The organism is Vibrio sp. Vb0937, assembly GCF_033338855.1.
This window is the reverse complement of record NZ_JAWOTK010000016.1, coordinates 1-16,202: the sequence shown is the minus strand read 5'-3', so window position 1 is coordinate 16,202 and position 16,202 is coordinate 1. Positions and strand designations below refer to the sequence as shown.

19 protein-coding genes and 2 tRNA genes are annotated in these 16,202 nt (G+C 45.4%); 16 read left to right on the top strand and 5 right to left on the bottom strand.

What is annotated here, in order from left to right:
• Nucleotides 1–48: 48 nt before the first annotated feature.
• From rsmE to ruvX, 4 genes are all read left to right on the top strand, one after another.
• A complete protein-coding gene (rsmE, locus tag R7P67_RS17095) occupies nt 49–780 on the top strand; it encodes a 16S rRNA (uracil(1498)-N(3))-methyltransferase (RefSeq protein ID WP_017821890.1) in 732 nt (243 codons plus the stop codon).
• Nucleotides 781–793: 13 nt separating this feature from the next.
• Complete coding sequence (gene gshB / locus R7P67_RS17090; protein WP_005381021.1) at nt 794–1,744, top strand: glutathione synthase; 951 nt, start codon at nt 794–796, stop codon at nt 1,742–1,744.
• Between the two features lie 128 nt (nt 1,745–1,872).
• Nucleotides 1,873–2,436, top strand: a complete 564-nt coding sequence (locus tag R7P67_RS17085; protein ID WP_005381020.1) for a YqgE/AlgH family protein — start codon at nt 1,873–1,875, stop codon at nt 2,434–2,436.
• A gap of 35 nt (nt 2,437–2,471) precedes the next feature.
• The gene (gene ruvX, locus R7P67_RS17080) at nt 2,472–2,897 is read left to right on the top strand and encodes a Holliday junction resolvase RuvX (RefSeq protein WP_005381017.1); all 426 of its coding nucleotides are present in this window, start codon (nt 2,472–2,474) and stop codon (nt 2,895–2,897) included.
• Between the two features lie 61 nt (nt 2,898–2,958).
• On the opposite strand, the gene R7P67_RS17075 is transcribed toward ruvX, so the two are convergent.
• Together R7P67_RS17075 and R7P67_RS17070 are read right to left on the bottom strand one after the other, a co-directional pair.
• A complete protein-coding gene (locus R7P67_RS17075; protein WP_005381016.1) occupies nt 2,959–4,065 on the bottom strand; it encodes a PilT/PilU family type 4a pilus ATPase in 1,107 nt (368 codons plus the stop codon).
• Between the two features lie 30 nt (nt 4,066–4,095).
• Nucleotides 4,096–5,136, bottom strand: coding sequence for a type IV pilus twitching motility protein PilT (locus R7P67_RS17070; RefSeq protein WP_005381015.1), 1,041 nt, complete (start codon nt 5,134–5,136; stop codon nt 4,096–4,098).
• A gap of 28 nt (nt 5,137–5,164) precedes the next feature.
• Here R7P67_RS17070 and R7P67_RS17065 point away from each other — a divergent pair, with 28 nt between their 5' ends.
• The 7 genes from R7P67_RS17065 to hemW all read left to right on the top strand — a co-directional run bounded on the left by R7P67_RS17065 (nt 5,165) and on the right by hemW (nt 10,222).
• Nucleotides 5,165–5,866 (top strand): YggS family pyridoxal phosphate-dependent enzyme, encoded by a 702-nt coding sequence (locus tag R7P67_RS17065; RefSeq protein ID WP_137282373.1) that lies wholly within the window; start codon nt 5,165–5,167, stop codon nt 5,864–5,866.
• A 159-nt stretch (nt 5,867–6,025) separates the two neighbouring features.
• Entirely contained in the window at nt 6,026–6,844 is an 819-nt protein-coding gene (gene proC, locus R7P67_RS17060; RefSeq protein WP_005381013.1) for a pyrroline-5-carboxylate reductase, read from the top strand.
• Nucleotides 6,845–6,896: 52 nt separating this feature from the next.
• Nucleotides 6,897–7,454: a YggT family protein gene (locus tag R7P67_RS17055; RefSeq protein ID WP_005381012.1), complete on the top strand. Its 558-nt coding sequence runs from the start codon at nt 6,897–6,899 to the stop codon at nt 7,452–7,454.
• Complete coding sequence (yggU, locus tag R7P67_RS17050; RefSeq protein WP_005393980.1) at nt 7,454–7,744, top strand: DUF167 family protein YggU; 291 nt, start codon at nt 7,454–7,456, stop codon at nt 7,742–7,744. Before R7P67_RS17055 ends, yggU begins: the two co-directional genes overlap by 1 nt.
• A gap of 128 nt (nt 7,745–7,872) precedes the next feature.
• Nucleotides 7,873–8,304, top strand: a complete 432-nt coding sequence (locus tag R7P67_RS17045; RefSeq protein WP_005381010.1) for a DUF4426 domain-containing protein — start codon at nt 7,873–7,875, stop codon at nt 8,302–8,304.
• Between the two features lie 118 nt (nt 8,305–8,422).
• On the top strand, nt 8,423–9,025 hold the full coding sequence (locus R7P67_RS17040; RefSeq protein WP_137282374.1) for an XTP/dITP diphosphatase: 603 nt from the start codon (nt 8,423–8,425) through the stop codon (nt 9,023–9,025).
• Between the two features lie 18 nt (nt 9,026–9,043).
• Nucleotides 9,044–10,222 carry a radical SAM family heme chaperone HemW gene (gene hemW / locus R7P67_RS17035; protein ID WP_213987497.1) on the top strand — a complete coding sequence of 393 codons (1,179 nt, stop codon included), beginning with the start codon at nt 9,044–9,046 and terminating at the stop codon, nt 10,220–10,222.
• Between the two features lie 90 nt (nt 10,223–10,312).
• Here hemW and glsB read toward each other — a convergent pair whose 3' ends face one another.
• The 3 genes from glsB to trmB all read right to left on the bottom strand — a co-directional run bounded on the left by glsB (nt 10,313) and on the right by trmB (nt 13,097).
• A complete protein-coding gene (gene glsB / locus R7P67_RS17030) occupies nt 10,313–11,233 on the bottom strand; it encodes a glutaminase B (RefSeq protein WP_213987498.1) in 921 nt (306 codons plus the stop codon).
• Nucleotides 11,234–11,331: 98 nt separating this feature from the next.
• Nucleotides 11,332–12,360: a TRM11 family SAM-dependent methyltransferase gene (locus R7P67_RS17025; RefSeq protein WP_005381006.1), complete on the bottom strand. Its 1,029-nt coding sequence runs from the start codon at nt 12,358–12,360 to the stop codon at nt 11,332–11,334.
• 17 nt (nt 12,361–12,377) lie between these two features.
• Nucleotides 12,378–13,097: a tRNA (guanosine(46)-N7)-methyltransferase TrmB gene (trmB, locus tag R7P67_RS17020; RefSeq protein WP_005384506.1), complete on the bottom strand. Its 720-nt coding sequence runs from the start codon at nt 13,095–13,097 to the stop codon at nt 12,378–12,380.
• Nucleotides 13,098–13,300: 203 nt separating this feature from the next.
• On the opposite strand from trmB, the gene mutY reads away from it, so the two are divergent.
• The 5 genes from mutY (at nt 13,301) to R7P67_RS16995 (ending at nt 16,201) form a co-directional block, all read left to right on the top strand.
• Nucleotides 13,301–14,377, top strand: a complete 1,077-nt coding sequence (gene mutY, locus R7P67_RS17015; RefSeq protein ID WP_206225417.1) for an A/G-specific adenine glycosylase — start codon at nt 13,301–13,303, stop codon at nt 14,375–14,377.
• Nucleotides 14,378–14,396: 19 nt separating this feature from the next.
• Nucleotides 14,397–14,669: an oxidative damage protection protein gene (locus R7P67_RS17010; protein WP_005381002.1), complete on the top strand. Its 273-nt coding sequence runs from the start codon at nt 14,397–14,399 to the stop codon at nt 14,667–14,669.
• Nucleotides 14,670–14,746: 77 nt separating this feature from the next.
• Complete coding sequence (gene mltC, locus R7P67_RS17005) at nt 14,747–15,886, top strand: membrane-bound lytic murein transglycosylase MltC (protein WP_005381001.1); 1,140 nt, start codon at nt 14,747–14,749, stop codon at nt 15,884–15,886.
• 100 nt (nt 15,887–15,986) lie between these two features.
• Nucleotides 15,987–16,062 (top strand) — tRNA-Phe (locus R7P67_RS17000).
• A gap of 66 nt (nt 16,063–16,128) precedes the next feature.
• Nucleotides 16,129–16,201: transfer RNA gene (locus R7P67_RS16995), tRNA-Thr, on the top strand.
• Nucleotide 16,202 lies beyond the last annotated feature (1 nt).

The window sequence follows — 16,202 nt, the reverse complement described above, 5'->3', positions numbered from 1 at the left end:
CAAAGCATCCATGTTAGGGTTTAAGTTTATTCTCTTGCTGGAAATCTCATGCGTACCCCTCGAATTTATCATCCAGAAACCATTCATCAACTTGGCTCACTTGCTTTAAGTGACGACGCAGCAGGCCATATCGGTCGTGTTTTGCGCATGAAAGAAGGCCAAGACGTTCTACTTTTTGACGGCAGTGGCGCAGAGTTCCCAGCGGTTATCAGTGAAGTCAGCAAGAAATCAGTTTTGGTTAACATCACCGAGCGTGTAGAAAGCAGTATTGAATCCCCTTTAGATCTGCACCTTGGTCAAGTCATTTCACGTGGCGATAAGATGGAGTTCACCATCCAAAAGTCTGTTGAACTTGGCGTCAATACCATCACTCCTCTGATTTCTGAACGTTGTGGCGTCAAGCTTGACCAAAAGCGTTTTGAGAAAAAACTCGCGCAATGGCAGAAAATCGCCATCAGTGCCTGTGAGCAATGTGGGCGTAATGTCGTGCCCGAAATTCGTCCAATTATGAGCTTGGAAGAGTGGTGTAAAGAAGAGTACGATGGTTTAAAGCTTAACCTTCACCCTCGTGCTAAATACTCAATCAACACTTTGCCAACCCCGGTTGAAAAAGTGCGCCTACTGATCGGTCCTGAAGGCGGTTTATCGTCTGAAGAAATCGAGATGACTCGAGAATACCAATTTGAAGAAACGCTACTCGGCCCTCGCGTTCTGCGTACCGAAACAGCGGCTCTGACAGCAATTACAGCCTTACAAGTTCGTTTCGGCGATCTTGGTTAAACGGAGAAAAATAATGATCAAACTCGGTATCGTAATGGACCCAATCTCGTCCATTAACATCAAAAAAGACTCTAGCTTTGCCATGATGCTTGAAGCGCAACGACGCGGCTATGAAATCCACTACATGGAAATGAATGATCTGCATCTCGATCAAGGCGTTGCCATTGCAGATACTAAAGTGGTGGAACTAAAAGAAGATCCAAACGGTTGGTACGAGTTCAAATCAGAGCAAACTATCGAACTGTCTGAGCTAGACGCGGTGCTAATGCGTAAAGATCCTCCGTTTGATACTGAATACATCTACGCGACTTACATTCTTGAGCGTGCAGAAGAACAAGGTGCACTGATCGTTAACAAGCCTCAAAGCTTACGTGATTGTAACGAAAAGCTGTTTACAGCATGGTTCCCAGAGCTGACACCTACAACGATCGTGACGCGAAAAGCAGAAAAAATTAAAGAATTTCGTGAAAAACATGGTGATGTCATCCTGAAACCACTTGATGGTATGGGTGGCGCGTCCATCTTCCGTGTGAAGGAAAACGATCCAAACGTCTCTGTGATCATCGAGACATTGACTAACCACGGTCAAAACTACGCAATGGCGCAAACCTTCGTGCCAGATATCAGCAACGGTGACAAACGTATCCTAGTGGTAGATGGCGAACCTATGCCTTACTGTCTAGCACGCATTCCTGCTAAAGGCGAAACGCGCGGCAACCTAGCCGCTGGTGGTACTGGTGAAGCTCGTCCGCTAAGCGAAACCGACCTCAAAATTGCGCAAACCGTTGCTCCGACACTGAAAGAAAAAGGCCTTATCTTTGTTGGCCTTGACGTAATTGGCGACAAGCTAACAGAAATCAACGTCACCAGCCCAACCTGTATTCGCGAAATTGAAGCAGCTTTTGATATCTCAATCACAGGCAAGCTGATGGATGCGATTGAGCGTCGAGTAAAAGGCGAATAACTCAAACTGTATTACAGTTAATAGAGAGCGTAGTACATTAACTTAAGCAAACTCATGCACATACCTAGATGGTAAATTGTATGATGTTTGCTTAAGGGCATTTACGAGAGTTAAGGGTCAATATGAGTATGAATCTCACAAATCACTTTTTGGTTGCCATGCCTGGGATGAAAGATCCGTACTTTCAAAACAGCGTGATCTACGTTTGTGAGCACAACGAAGACGGCGCTATGGGGCTGATGATCAATGCTCCTGTTGATATCACCGTCGGCAACATGCTCAAGCAGGTGGAAGTTCAGCCAGTACACCCGCGCCTATTTGAAGCCAGTCTAGATAGACCAGTCTACAATGGCGGCCCAATCTCGGAAGATCGTGGTTTTATTTTGCATAAACCCAAAGATTACTACGAGTCCAGCGTCCAAATGACCGATGACCTCGCGGTAACCACTTCGCGTGATATTCTTTCGGTGTTAGGAACAGAAGCAGAACCAAGTGATTACCTAGTGGCACTGGGCTACTCCGGTTGGAGTGCAGGCCAATTAGAAAGTGAGCTGGTCGAAAACTCTTGGCTCACCATTGAAGCGACGCCTGAAATTATCTTTAATACACCAATCAACGAGCGTTGGAAGAAAGCGGTCGAAAAGCTGGGTATCGACCCAAGTCACCTTTCAGCAGACTCTGGACATGCTTAGTCCAAATATACAGTTACATTAGATAGAGACACCTTATGTCACGCACAATTATGGCTTTTGACTTTGGAACCAAAAGCATTGGTAGCGCTATTGGCCAAGAAATTACTGGTACAGCTTCCCCATTAAAAGCCTTTAAAGCCAATGACGGTATTCCAAACTGGGACGATATCGAAAAGCAAATCAAAGAGTGGCAACCAGATTTGCTAGTGGTCGGTTTACCGACCGATCTGCATGGTAAAGACCTTGAGACCATAACCCCTCGTGCACGAAAATTTGCTAAGCGTCTGCAAGGCCGATACGGATTGCCAGTTGAACTGCATGATGAGCGTTTATCTACTGCAGAAGCTCGTGCGGAGTTGTTCAGCATGGGCGGCTACAAAGCCCTATCGAAAGGTAATGTTGACTGCCAGTCAGCGGTGGTGATTCTAGAAAGCTGGTTTGAAGCCCTTTGGGGTGAGTAAACACTTCAAGCACAATGAAAAAAGGTTGGCTCCTGCCAACCTTTTTTGTTTCTGGATTGGATTAATCCATATCGATCTTAACGTTTGCCAAACTGCCCGTAGAGAATGCTTCACCACGCTGCGTTTTCAACATCAAGCGCAGATCATTCGCCGAGTCGGCACTATGTAGTGCATCCTCTTCGCTGATCTTACCTTGCATCACTAACTTATAAAGAGATTGATCGAACGTCAGCATACCAAACTCATTTGAGCGAGCCATGGTTGACTTCAACTCATGTAAATCTCCGCGACGAATCAAATCCGACACACGTGGGCTATTTAGCAAGATCTCAAATACACCATGACGTCCCTGCCCATTTTTATCTCGGATCAGCTGCTGACCAACCACGCCTTTCAGATTCATCGACAAGTCGAACAAGAATTGTTCTTTTTGATCTTTCGGTACCAAGTGAAGAATGCGCTCTAAAGCTTGGTTTGCATTGTTGGCGTGCAACGTTGCCATACACAGGTGACCCGTTTCGGCGAAGGTCATCGCGTATTCCATTGTTTCACGGCTACGGATCTCACCAATCAAAATCATATCTGGTGCTTGGCGCAGCGAGTTTTTAAGCGCAACTTCATAGCTTTCCGTATCTAACCCAACTTCACGTTGAGTCACGATACAGCGCTTGTGTTCATGCACGAACTCGATCGGATCTTCGACCGTCAAAATGTGCCCGGTTTTATTGCTGTTTCGATAGCCTGTCATCGCCGCCATAGTGGTCGATTTACCCGAACCAGTAGCACCGACCACCAGCACCAAACCACGCTTAGCTATCGCCAAATCTTGCAACACTAACGGTAACTTTAACTGCTCAAAAGTAGGAATATTAGTTTCAATACGACGAATCACTGCGCCTGGTAACTCGCGTTGAAAAAAGGCACTCACACGGAAGCGACCACAATCTCTCACAATGGCAAAATTCGACTCGCGACTTTTACGAAATTCCTGACGCCGATCTGGTTCCATAGCGCTGTCGAGTAATGCAGCCACATCGCTCTCGGTAAGTTTTTCCCCTTGCGGACGCAATTCGCCATCCACACGAAATAGAATTGGCGCTCCAACCGTGATGTAAAGATCCGACGCTTTCAGCGCCAGCATGCCTTCGAGAAATTTATCTAGATCCATCTTCCGTATTCACCATTATCTGTATGAACGTTACGAGAATTGCTGCACTTCTAATCCGATCTTACTATCGACCTCTTCACGAGCAACCATGCCTTGCGCCATTAACTGACGAGCATTTTGCTCCATGGTTTGCATGCCGTGAGCCGCACCTGTTTGAATGATCGAATACATCTGCGCGACTTTGTCTTCGCGGATCAAGTTGCGAATCGCAGGCGTTGCCATCATAATTTCATGGCATGCAATACGGCCACCACCATTACGCTTCAGAAGCTTTTGCGCGATAACCGAACGAAGGGACTCAGATAGCATCGAGCGAACCATATCTTTATCACTACCAGGAAACACATCGATAATACGGTCAATGGTTTTTGCCGCCGAGCTGGTGTGCAACGTCCCGAAAACTAAGTGACCCGTTTCTGCCGCCGTTAAGGCAAGGCTGATGGTTTCTTTGTCACGCATCTCACCAACCAGAATAACGTCTGGGTCTTCGCGCAATGCACTACGCAAAGCATTTTGGAAACTATGGGTGTCACGGTGAACTTCACGCTGGTTGATCAAACATTTATTGTTGTTGTGAACAAATTCAATCGGATCTTCAATTGTGAGTACGTGCTTGTTGTGATTACGGTTAATGTAGTCAACAATGGCTGCTAAGGTCGTCGATTTACCTGAACCTGTTGGGCCAGTGACCAGAACTAAGCCTTTTTCAGCGTTCGCAATTTTTTTGAAGATCTCTGGCGCTTCTAGCTCTTCCAGAGTTGGAATGCTACTTGGAATGGTACGGAATACTGCCGCACAACCGCGAGATTGGTTGAAAGCGTTGACACGGAAACGGCCAACGTTATGCAACTCAAAAGAGAAATCGACTTCGAGTTTTTCTTCGAATTCACTGCGTTGGGCATCGTTCATGATTTCGAAAACCAAACGATGCACTTCTTGGTGTGTAAACGCTGGAATGCCTAGTTTTCTCACATCCCCATCAATACGAACCATTGGTGGGACACCTGCAGAAAGATGTAGATCCGAGGCATTATGTTTTACACTAAAATCCAGTAACTCAGTGATATCCATTTAAAATCCTTAAGTCTAAAGTACAGCTATGAGTAGTATTCAACAAAATATTGAACATATCACCTCTCAAATTCGATATGACGAGCAAAAATGTGGTCGAACTCCAGAGTCAGTGCAACTTCTAGCGGTAAGCAAAACTAAACCTGTCGAGGCAATTCTCGAAGCCTACCAAGCGGGACAAACCGCCTTTGGTGAAAACTACGTTCAAGAGGGCGTCAGTAAAGTTCAGCACTTTACCGAGCATTATCCAGATAATCGAATCGAATGGCACTTCATTGGCCCGATCCAATCAAATAAATCGCGACTTGTTGCTGAACATTTCGATTGGGTTCACACCATCGATCGAACCAAGATTGCTCAACGCCTGAATGATCAGCGGCCAAGCGAACTTAAACCGCTACAAGTTCTGATTCAGGTTAACACCAGTGGTGAGACATCTAAATCTGGTGTCACTGAAGCGGAAGTATTCGAGCTGGCGGAGTTGATTTCTCGCCTACCCAACCTCACTTTAAGAGGGTTGATGTCGATTCCTGCCAACGTGTCTGACTACGAATCACAACTCCGTGAATTTCAGAAGTTGGCTACGTTGAAGCAAACACTCGAAGCACAGTTCCCAGAAATCGATACATTATCAATGGGAATGAGTGGTGATATGACCGCTGCAATCGAAGCTGGTAGTACAATGGTTCGTATTGGAACCGCTATTTTCGGCGCACGAGACTACAGCTAAATCAACAAAACGCTCACTCGCGACATAAGTTATGTCGCCAATCGTTAGAGCGTAAATGCGCAATCATCTTACTCGCCAATAGGAGCAGTAAGTAACAGCGGCGCCATTATACACCTGAGCGCACAACAAATTCTAAATATCATGATGGAAATCAGACAAATGGAACATAAAAAAATCGCCTTCATTGGTGCTGGCAACATGGTGAGAGCCATTGTTTCCGGCTTGGTTGCTAACGGATACCCAGCGCAAAACATTACCGCGACGGCTCCTTCAGAGGCTCGCCGCCTTCTGCTAGAACAAGATTTTGGCATCCGTACCACCAGCGATAACATCCAAGCTGCGACCGAGGCGGATGTGGTGGTATTGTCTGTAAAACCGCAAATGATGGCGGATGTCTGTAAACCACTGCAATCGATCGATTTCACTAATAAACTGGTGATTTCTATTGCCGCAGGCATCAACTGTTCACGATTGGATGATATGCTAGCCACCAAATTGAACTTGGTTCGTGTTATGCCAAATACGCCATCACAACTTGGGTTGGGTATGAGTGGGTTGTTCGCACCAACTCATGTAACCGAGCACGACAAAGCTTTTGCCGCAGAGTTAATGGAAGCGGTCGGTAAAGTATGTTGGGTTGAGCAAGAGTCTGGCATCAATAATGTGATTGCCGCAGCGGGCAGTGCTCCAGCATACTTCTTCCTGTTTATGGAAGCGATGCAAGCAGAAGCGATTGCGCAAGGCTTTGATAAAGAGACCGCTCGACTATTGGTTCAGCAAGCTGCACTGGGCGCGGCCAGTATGGTGGTTAGCAACCCAGAAACTGAGCTATCGACCCTGCGTGAGAACGTAACATCGAAAGGTGGGACAACGGCAGAAGCACTGCGTACATTCAACGAACATCAACTTTCAGATATTGTCGCTAAAGCCATGCAAGCTGCTGTGGCTCGCGCGGAAGAAATGGAAAAACTGTTTTAATTATTTGGATGAACTCCGTTTAGTATCATCCATCACTTGTTAAGGGTACCTTATGAATTCAATGAGTTTTCTCATCTCAACCCTATTTGACCTGTACATCATGGTCGTAATTTTGCGAATTTGGTTGCAAGCTGCGCGCGCAGACTTCTACAACCCATTCTCGCAATTTATAGTAAAAGCGACTCAGCCGGTCATTGGTCCACTGCGCCGCGTTATCCCTTCCGTGGGGAATATTGACCTAGCAACCGTGTTGTTTGCCTACGTGTTGTGTGTGCTTAAATTTGTCGTGCTTATCCTAATAGCTTCGAACGGTTCCGTCTCTTTCAGCGCTGACTTCTTATTCTTGGGCTTACTATCATTAATCAAAGCCGCTGGTGGCCTATTGTTCTGGGTACTATTGATCCGTGCAATTTTGAGCTGGGTAAGCCAAGGCCGCAGCCCTATCGAGTACGTATTCCATCAACTGACCGAGCCAATGTGCGCTCCAATCCGTCGTATTCTTCCGGCTATTGGTGGTCTTGATTTAAGCGTACTGGTGTTATTTATCGGCTTGCAGTTCGCGAACTTCTTAATGGGCGATATCATTGGTCCAATTTGGTTCCAGCTATAATGTCAGCTGCAGTTTGGCAAGATGGTGAGGACATCATCCTGAAGCTCTATATTCAACCTAAAGCTAGCCGCGATAAAATCGTTGGCTTGCATGGTGAAGAGCTAAAAATCGCCATTACTGCTCCACCTGTCGATGGCAAAGCTAATGCACACCTAACTAAGTTCTTAGCCAAGCAGTTTAAAATCGCTAAGGGCTTGGTTCACATAGAAAAAGGTGAATTAGGACGGCACAAACAAATTCGGATAGAATCGCCTACCCAGATACCGACAGAAATTAAAGCCATCTTATGATGGCTTTTTATTTACGATTTTGTACCACACTTACTAATACCAACGACTGAGTACGCATTTTTTACCCCCTGACCAAGGTAAAATTGCAGCTATGGTTGTTTTATAACAAGTGCTTTGAGGAAGTAACAATGAGCAAATGGATTACCGCATTACTGATTAGCCTGTTGTCGTTACCAAGCTTCGCCGATCAGTTTAAAAATATGAAAGATATCGAAGTACACTATGTCGCGTTTAACTCAACATTCCTAACACCCAAAGTCGCACGTAGCTACGATATCAAACGTAATGGATACCTCGCTGTGGTTAATATTAGCGTGTTAGATAGAGCTTCATTGGGTAAGCCAGCATTAGAAGCAAAAATTGCTGGACGCGCGAAGAACCTTATCGGCCAAACTCAGACCTTGACCTTTCGTGAAGTCAAAGAAGGCAATGCGATATACTATTTAGCCGAACTGCCAATTACCCACGAAGAAACTTTTACTTTCGATATTGACGTAAAAGCTGGAAACAAAGGCTCAGGTAAGCTTAAATTCACCCAGAAGTTTTATGTTGAAGAGTAATTGGGTTGTGATGTTCCAAAAGCTTTTGGATCTAAGCAGGCTAAAAACCACTTATTAGTTAAAGAATATCTAGAGGAGAACGATTTGTTCTCCTCTATCACTATTAAAAGAGATTCCCATGAAAAAAATTGTGCTAGCAACTGGTAACCAAGGCAAAGTTCGTGAAATGGCAGATTTGTTGTCTGACTTCGGCTTTGAAGTATTAGCGCAAAGTGAATTCAATGTATCGGAAGTAGCTGAAACGGGTACAACTTTCATTGAAAACGCAATCATTAAAGCTCGCCATGCCGCACAAGAAACAGGGCTTCCTGCCATTGCAGACGACTCTGGATTAGAAGTCGATTTCTTAAAAGGCGCTCCGGGCATTTACTCTGCACGTTACGCAGGCGAGAGCGCATCTGATCAAGAGAATCTAGTAAAATTGCTAGCGGCAATGGAAGGCGTACCAGAAGCAGAGCGTACAGCACGTTTCCACTGCGTATTAGTCCTCATGCGTCACGAGAACGACCCAACGCCTATCGTCTGTCACGGTAAATGGGAAGGCCGAATTCTAACTGAAGCACACGGTAAAAATGGCTTTGGCTACGACCCAATCTTCTTTGTTCCTGAAGACAACTGTGCGTCAGCCGAACTTGAACCTGCACGTAAGAAACAACTGTCTCACCGCGGTAAAGCGCTCAAGTCGTTGTTTGCTCAACTGTCTGAGCAAGTGTCTCAGTAATCACGAGCGAATTAGACCATGTTAACGCCCCCAGCACTCAGCTTGTATGTACACATCCCGTGGTGTGTGCAAAAGTGCCCGTATTGCGACTTTAACTCTCACGCGCTCAAAACCGAGATTCCAGAAGAAGAGTACATCAGTGCCCTTTTAGAAGATTTGGATACCGACATTGAGAAATACCGACTTAACGAAGCGCCACGTCTACTGCATTCAATCTTCATTGGTGGTGGTACGCCGAGTTTGATTTCGGCAGAAGGCATCGAGCGTCTACTTAAGGGCATTGAAGCGCGTATTCCGTTCAAGCCTGAAATCGAAATCACCATGGAAGCGAATCCAGGCACCATCGAAGCAGAGCGTTTTGTTGGCTACCGCAAAGCTGGTGTAACGCGTATCTCTATCGGCGTGCAAAGCTTTGAGCAACAAAAGCTTGAGCGTTTGGGGCGTATTCACGGCCAAGACGAAGCCGTCAACGCTGCTCAGCTGGCGCACCAAATCGGTTTGAACAGCTTTAACCTCGATCTCATGCACGGCTTACCTGATCAAAGCATCGAACAAGCCTTGGCAGATTTGGACAAAGCGATTGAGTTGGCACCGCCGCACTTGTCTTGGTATCAGCTGACCATCGAACCAAACACCATGTTTTACTACAAGCCACCAACGCTACCTGACGAAGATGACTTGTGGGATATTTTCGAGCTCGGACACCAAAAACTTGCAGCTGCGGGTTATGTGCAATATGAAATCTCCGGTTACAGCAAGCCGGGCTATCAGTGTCAGCACAACCTCAACTACTGGCGCTTTGGTGATTACCTTGGTATCGGTTGTGGCTCTCATGGCAAACTCAGTTTTACCGACGGACGTATTATTCGAACGACAAAGGTAAAACACCCGCGAGGCTATTTAGCGGCTTATCAAAATATGGTCAAACCTTATCTGCATACAGAACATGTCGTCGCGGATGAAGATCGTCCATTCGAGTTTTTTATGAACCGATTCCGCTTAATCGAAGCCTGTCCGAAGCAAGATTATGTGGACACCACGGGCTTACCGCTCAGTACGATTCAAGAAACCATCGACTGGGCGATAGAAATGGGCTACCTGAGTGAAACGGCTACCCATTGGCAAATTACTGAAAAAGGGAAGCTCTTCCTTAATGATTTGCTCGAAGCCTTTATGGCCGAAGAAAGCGAAGACTAACGCAACCCCAAAACAAAAAAAGCCTCTCAATTGAGAGGCTTTTTATTTAGAAACAGTACCATCCTAAATAAGGTTGACACATTTCCAACATTAGAAAATTGAACGGCCAATTCGCTCTGAGAGCAGCTCAAGCGCCTTAGTACCAGCAAGCGAGTTACCTGAAGGATCAAGCTCTGGAGACCATACTGAAATGGTCATTTCACCAGGTACTACCGCAATAATGCCACCACCAACACCAGACTTACCAGGCATACCAACGCGATAAGCAAACTCGCCCGCGCCATCATACAAGCCACACGTTGCTAACAGTGCATTAAGTTGTTTGGTTTGCACAGGAGAAACTACAGGCTTACCCGTTTGTACCGATGTGCCCTTGTTTGCTAAATAGCTAAACGTTTTAGCCAAATCGATGCAACTCATCTTCAGCGCACAAGCGTGGAAGTAGTTTTGTAGTACTGGAATCACTTCATTTTCGAAGTTGCCAAACGAACGCATGAGATATGCAATCGCCGCATTACGATCACCATGCATCATTTCGGATGCCGCAACGACTTTGTCATACACAATATGGGTATCACCAGAAAGCTGACGCACAAATTCCAACAGGCGCTGACGAGGTGCAGATAAGCGAGTTTGTAACAAATCTGCCACTACTATCGCTCCAGCATTTATAAATGGATTACGAGGAATACCTTGCTCCATTTCTAGCTGGATTAGCGAATTAAATGCCTGCCCCGAAGGCTCTTTTCCCACTCGAGACCAAATTTCTTCTTGCTTGTACAAGCACATCGCTAACGTCAAGCTCAATGCTTTTGAAATAGATTGGATAGAGAAAGGTTCATCGGCATCACCCGCCTTAATAACCTCACCTTCGTTGGTGTATACCGCAATACCTAACTTGTTGCTAGGTACTTTTGCCAGAGCAGGAATGTAATCAGCCACTTTACCTTGGCCGATTAAAGGGCGTACTTCCGCCAAAATATCTGTCAAAATTTCCACTGTCGGTTTCATTCTCTACCTTCTATTTACAAGAGAACTCGTTGAGCTCAGAGGTAAAAAAAGCCAACGTGTCGTTGGCTTTTCCATAGGGTTCGTTCGACTCAAGTCGATTATGGTTTTACTGCCACAATAATATTGCGGTTGATAGATTGATCAACACGGTGAAGATAACCGATGTAAGGCTCTTCTGAAAGTACCTTCCAACCTTGCTCTTCAAATAATGCCGCGACATCTTTCCATTTCAATGTGAATTCATTGAAAGACAACACCACTGAACCTTGCTTTTTCAATACCACTTTCCATGCAGGCAGAGCCTCGTTTAAAAGCTCTAGTGGACTGCGGTTCAGTTTGCTGTCCTTAGCATTTTTGCTGCCGTGTTGCACGCCATAAGGCAGATCAGACACCATCACATCAACTGAGTTCTTTTTCACGACTTGATCAGCGATACGAGTATCAGCCGAATACAGCTTCATAAACTGAAGATTGCCTTGGTTGTAATCTTCTTTATTTGCTGCAGCTTCAACCACGAAACCATCCGCCACTTTCTTGCCACCCGCAGTGCGCTTTTCTTTGCTCACTTTGTGCTTAAAGCGGCCATTCTTCATGAACTTAACAATAAAGGTCTGGATCTCTTGCACCCACTTGGCGTTGATCTCAACCCCTACCACGTTCAAACCGTGGATCAAGCCTTCAAATAAGGTTGTACCTTTACCACACATTGGATCCATTAAGGTCAGTTGTTCACTTCCCGTATTGGACGCACTAATGCCGATATTCACCATCAAACGGGTAAACTGTTCGTTTGTTTTCCCGGTGTAGCGCAAAATCTGGCTCATACTTTCCGGGAAAGTGTTAAATACGGGCGCTTGAACTGGTCGAAGTAAACCATCTTCGCGCACTTCAAATAGCGCATAGTAAATCGAAGAGGCTGCGATTCTTCGCGCCTGCTCATCGGTTAGCGCTTCCTGACAAGAAAACACCAACGCAGCAGGTAAGCCAACGTCTTTACTACCAATTTCTGTCACATCCACGCCTTGTGAAGCTAAAATTGCTTTTAGCTCAGAACAGGCAATGGTCATTGCGCTATCAAAGTAAATTCGGTTATGACCCGGATTCGCTAATATCGCGTAATGGTACATCCCATGAACTCCTCTGGTTACGCAATACGCTTATATTTGATATCCCAAACACCGTGACCAAGACGGTGACCACGAGCTTCAAACTTCGTTAGCGGGCGATCGTCTGGACGAGGAACGAAATCACCATCTTTAGCAATGTTTTCGAAACCTGGCGCTTGGTTCATCACTTCAATCATGTGCTCTGCGTAGTTTTCCCAGTCGGTCGCCATGTGGAAAATACCTTCATTAGGGATAAGCTTCTCACGCACCATTTCCGCAAAACCTAATTGAACAATACGACGCTTGTGGTGACGCTTCTTATGCCAAGGGTCTGGGAAGAACAATTGCAGTGTCGATAAGCTGCCATTTGGGATCATGTGTTCGAATACTTCTACCGCATCGTGACACATTACACGCAGGTTAGTAATTCCCGCTTCGCGAGCATCGGCAAGACAAGCACCAACGCCTGGGCTATGAACTTCGATACCGATGAAGTTTTTCTCTGGCGCGTTCTTTGCCATTTCAACCAATGAAGCACCCATACCAAAACCGATCTCAAGCACTACTGGGTTATCGTTGCCAAACACCTCTTTCCAATCGAGAAGTTCAGCTTTGAAGTCAATACCCATCGTAGGCCAGCATTCATTCATCGCGCTCTCTTGACCTTTAGTCAAACGCCCTTCACGGCGTACAAAGCTGCGGATTTTGCGGATCAGCTTTCCGTCTTCGTTGTATTCGTTAGTGGTTACTTCACTCATTGATTTTGCCTGCACATTGATTAATCAAAGCGGGGATTATCCAAAGAATTTACTTAGGTGCAAGTATTTGTTGAGCTCTTGGTCTATGGCAACCCAAAAGCAACGACACACCTCTTTATATCCCTACTGTTTATCTGTTGTACTTCTTGCCCATTATGTGGTGCAATTTTGCACCTAACCAATAATAGAATACAGAGCAAGTCGTGACACCTTTCGCCAGTGCCATCCTAGAATGGTATGACGCATATGGAAGAAAAGATCTTCCGTGGCAACAAAATAAGACCGCATACAGTGTCTGGTTGTCTGAAATTATGCTTCAGCAAACTCAGGTCACTACGGTTATTCCGTATTACCAACGTTTCTTGGAGCGCTTTCCAACCGTGATCGATCTTGCCAATGCTGAGCAAGATGAAGTCCTACACCTTTGGACTGGCTTAGGGTATTACGCCCGAGCCCGTAACCTTCACAAAGCCGCACAAGAGGTCGCCTCTACATACAATGGTGAGTTTCCTCTTGATATAGAGAAAATGAACGCCCTACCGGGGATCGGTCGCTCTACTGCTGCCGCCATTTTATCGTCTGTGTATAAACAACCACACGCGATTCTTGATGGTAACGTGAAGCGCACCCTATCCCGCTGTTTCGCAGTTGCAGGATGGCCAGGACAAAAAAAGGTTGAAAACCAGCTGTGGGAAATTGCCGAAACGCATACCCCACAAACGGATGTAGATAAGTATAACCAGGCAATGATGGACATGGGCGCAATGGTCTGCACTCGCAGCAAACCCAAATGTAGCCTCTGCCCTGTTGCTAACCTGTGTGTGGCAAAACAACAAGGTAATGTGCTCGACTACCCGGGCAAAAAACCGAAGAAAGATAAACCAATCAAGCAAACTCGTTTCGTGATGCTTCACCACAACACCGAAAATGGTCATGAGGTGTGGTTGGAGCAAAGACCACAAACAGGCATTTGGGGTGGCTTATTCTGCTTCCCACAAACCGAACATGTGGATGCAGAAAGCGACATTGAATTGCTACTGGATCAACGCGGCATTCAAGCCAGCAATATCAAACAGAAGCAAACACTGATTACCTTTCGTCATACATTCAGCCATTACCACCTAGATATCACGCCAATTTTGATTGATTTATCAAAGCAACCGGACGTGATAATGGAAGGCAACAAAGGTCTTTGGTATAACTTATCTAAACCTGAAGAAGTCGGTTTAGCCGCGCCAGTAAAACTATTGCTGGAAACGCTACCCCACGAACTTCGTTAATTGAATACAAGGAGTCATTATGAGCCGCACTGTATTTTGTGCTCGACTAAAGAAAGAAGGCGAAGGTCTAGACTTTCAACTTTACCCTGGTGAACTAGGTAAACGCATTTTCGACAACATCTCGAAAGAAGCGTGGGCTCAGTGGCAACACAAACAAACCATGTTGATCAACGAGAAGAAACTCAACATGATGGATCCAGAACACCGCAAACTGATCGAAACAGAAATGGTAAATTTCCTCTTTGAAGGAAAAGACGTTCATATCGAAGGTTACACACCTCCGAGCGAATAAAGTCGCTTGAGTTAAACAATGACATCACAACCATTTGTGGTGTCATTTTTCTATTACCTTCAATAACTCTGATACTTATGAAAAAAATTGTCTTTATTGCTGCCGCACTTTTAATGGCAGGCTGTAGCCGTGAATTCGTCGAAAAGATTTATGACGTCAACTACGAGCCAACAAACCGTTTTGCCAATAACTTAGCTGAGCTACCAGGACAATTTGAAAAAGATACTGCGGCGCTAGATGCCTTAATCAATAGCTTTTCAGGCAATATTCAAAAGCGCTGGGGTAAAAAAGAAATCAAGTACGCTGGCAAGAGTAATTACGTTAAGTACATCGATAACTACCTTAGCCGCGCCGAGGTCGACTTTCGCAAAGGCGTGATCACGATAGAGACTGTATCACCGACCGAGCCCCAAAAACACCTAAAAGACGCGATTGTCACCACCTTATTAACACCAGACGATCCCGCGCACGTCGACTTATTCTCCTCTAAAGGTATCACGTTAGAGGGGCAACCATTCCTGTATAAACAAGTTGTCGACCAAGACAATAAGCCAATTCAATGGTCTTGGCGGGCAAACCGATTTGCGGAATACCTCATCGCAAATAAAATAAAAACCAAAAATGTAGATTTCAAGAAAGCGTATTACGTCGAAATTCCCATGGTTGAAGACCACTTTTCAACACGCAGCTACCAATACGCCGATATCGTGCGTCGAGCTTCCAAGAAATACGACATTCCAGAAGACTTGATATACGCCATTATTAAAACCGAGAGCAGTTTCAACCCATACGCGGTAAGTTGGGCAAATGCATATGGCCTAATGCAAGTTGTACCTAAAACAGCGGGACGAGATGTGTTCAAACTTGTGAAAAAGCGCTCAGGCCAACCAAGCCCTGAATATTTGTTTAATCCAGAAAACAACATAGATACTGGTACTGCGTATTTCTATATCTTAAAAAATCGTTATTTAAGAGAAGTCCGCCACCCTACCTCTCTCGAGTACAGCATGATTTCAGCATACAATGGCGGTACTGGAGGAGTTTTAAACACATTTCATCGCAGTGATCGCAAACGCGCAATGCAAGATCTTAATTCATTGCAACCCAACCAAGTTTATTGGGCGTTAACCAAGAAACACCCGAACGCAGAAGCGCGTCGCTACCTAGAAAAAGTTACAAATTTCAAAAAGGAATTTAACTCGAAGCAAACTTTGTAGTGACAGTTGAATAAAAAGCGTTCGAACAACCACTTTTTTGAAATTATTTAAAAAAAGTGGTTGACGCAACGCGGGAAAATCCGTTTAATAGCGCTCCGTTGCCCGGATAGCTCAGTCGGTAGAGCAGAGGATTGAAAATCCTCGTGTCGGTGGTTCGATTCCGCCTCCGGGCACCACAATTTGATTTGTTGGTGTCTTAACGAAATGTTATAACACGGACAAAAGCACAAAGAATAAAGTGTGCCGACTTAGCTCAGTAGGTAGAGCAACTGACTTGTAATCAGTAGGTCACCAGTTCGATTCCGGTAGTCGGCAC

What these genes read in the sequence shown, in the direction of transcription:
- rsmE (WP_017821890.1), top strand. Translation starts at nt 49, where the DNA reads ATGCGTACCCCTCGAATTTATCATCCAGAAACCATTCATCAACTTGGC.
- gshB (WP_005381021.1), top strand. Translation starts at nt 794, where the DNA reads ATGATCAAACTCGGTATCGTAATGGACCCAATCTCGTCCATTAACATC.
- R7P67_RS17085 (WP_005381020.1), top strand. Translation starts at nt 1,873, where the DNA reads ATGAATCTCACAAATCACTTTTTGGTTGCCATGCCTGGGATGAAAGAT.
- ruvX (WP_005381017.1), top strand. Translation starts at nt 2,472, where the DNA reads ATGTCACGCACAATTATGGCTTTTGACTTTGGAACCAAAAGCATTGGT.
- R7P67_RS17075 (WP_005381016.1), bottom strand. Translation starts at nt 4,065, where the DNA reads ATGGATCTAGATAAATTTCTCGAAGGCATGCTGGCGCTGAAAGCGTCG.
- R7P67_RS17070 (WP_005381015.1), bottom strand. Translation starts at nt 5,136, where the DNA reads ATGGATATCACTGAGTTACTGGATTTTAGTGTAAAACATAATGCCTCG.
- R7P67_RS17065 (WP_137282373.1), top strand. Translation starts at nt 5,165, where the DNA reads ATGAGTAGTATTCAACAAAATATTGAACATATCACCTCTCAAATTCGA.
- proC (WP_005381013.1), top strand. Translation starts at nt 6,026, where the DNA reads ATGGAACATAAAAAAATCGCCTTCATTGGTGCTGGCAACATGGTGAGA.
- R7P67_RS17055 (WP_005381012.1), top strand. Translation starts at nt 6,897, where the DNA reads ATGAATTCAATGAGTTTTCTCATCTCAACCCTATTTGACCTGTACATC.
- yggU (WP_005393980.1), top strand. Translation starts at nt 7,454, where the DNA reads ATGTCAGCTGCAGTTTGGCAAGATGGTGAGGACATCATCCTGAAGCTC.
- R7P67_RS17045 (WP_005381010.1), top strand. Translation starts at nt 7,873, where the DNA reads ATGAGCAAATGGATTACCGCATTACTGATTAGCCTGTTGTCGTTACCA.
- R7P67_RS17040 (WP_137282374.1), top strand. Translation starts at nt 8,423, where the DNA reads ATGAAAAAAATTGTGCTAGCAACTGGTAACCAAGGCAAAGTTCGTGAA.
- hemW (WP_213987497.1), top strand. Translation starts at nt 9,044, where the DNA reads ATGTTAACGCCCCCAGCACTCAGCTTGTATGTACACATCCCGTGGTGT.
- glsB (WP_213987498.1), bottom strand. Translation starts at nt 11,233, where the DNA reads ATGAAACCGACAGTGGAAATTTTGACAGATATTTTGGCGGAAGTACGC.
- R7P67_RS17025 (WP_005381006.1), bottom strand. Translation starts at nt 12,360, where the DNA reads ATGTACCATTACGCGATATTAGCGAATCCGGGTCATAACCGAATTTAC.
- trmB (WP_005384506.1), bottom strand. Translation starts at nt 13,097, where the DNA reads ATGAGTGAAGTAACCACTAACGAATACAACGAAGACGGAAAGCTGATC.
- R7P67_RS17010 (WP_005381002.1), top strand. Translation starts at nt 14,397, where the DNA reads ATGAGCCGCACTGTATTTTGTGCTCGACTAAAGAAAGAAGGCGAAGGT.
- mltC (WP_005381001.1), top strand. Translation starts at nt 14,747, where the DNA reads ATGAAAAAAATTGTCTTTATTGCTGCCGCACTTTTAATGGCAGGCTGT.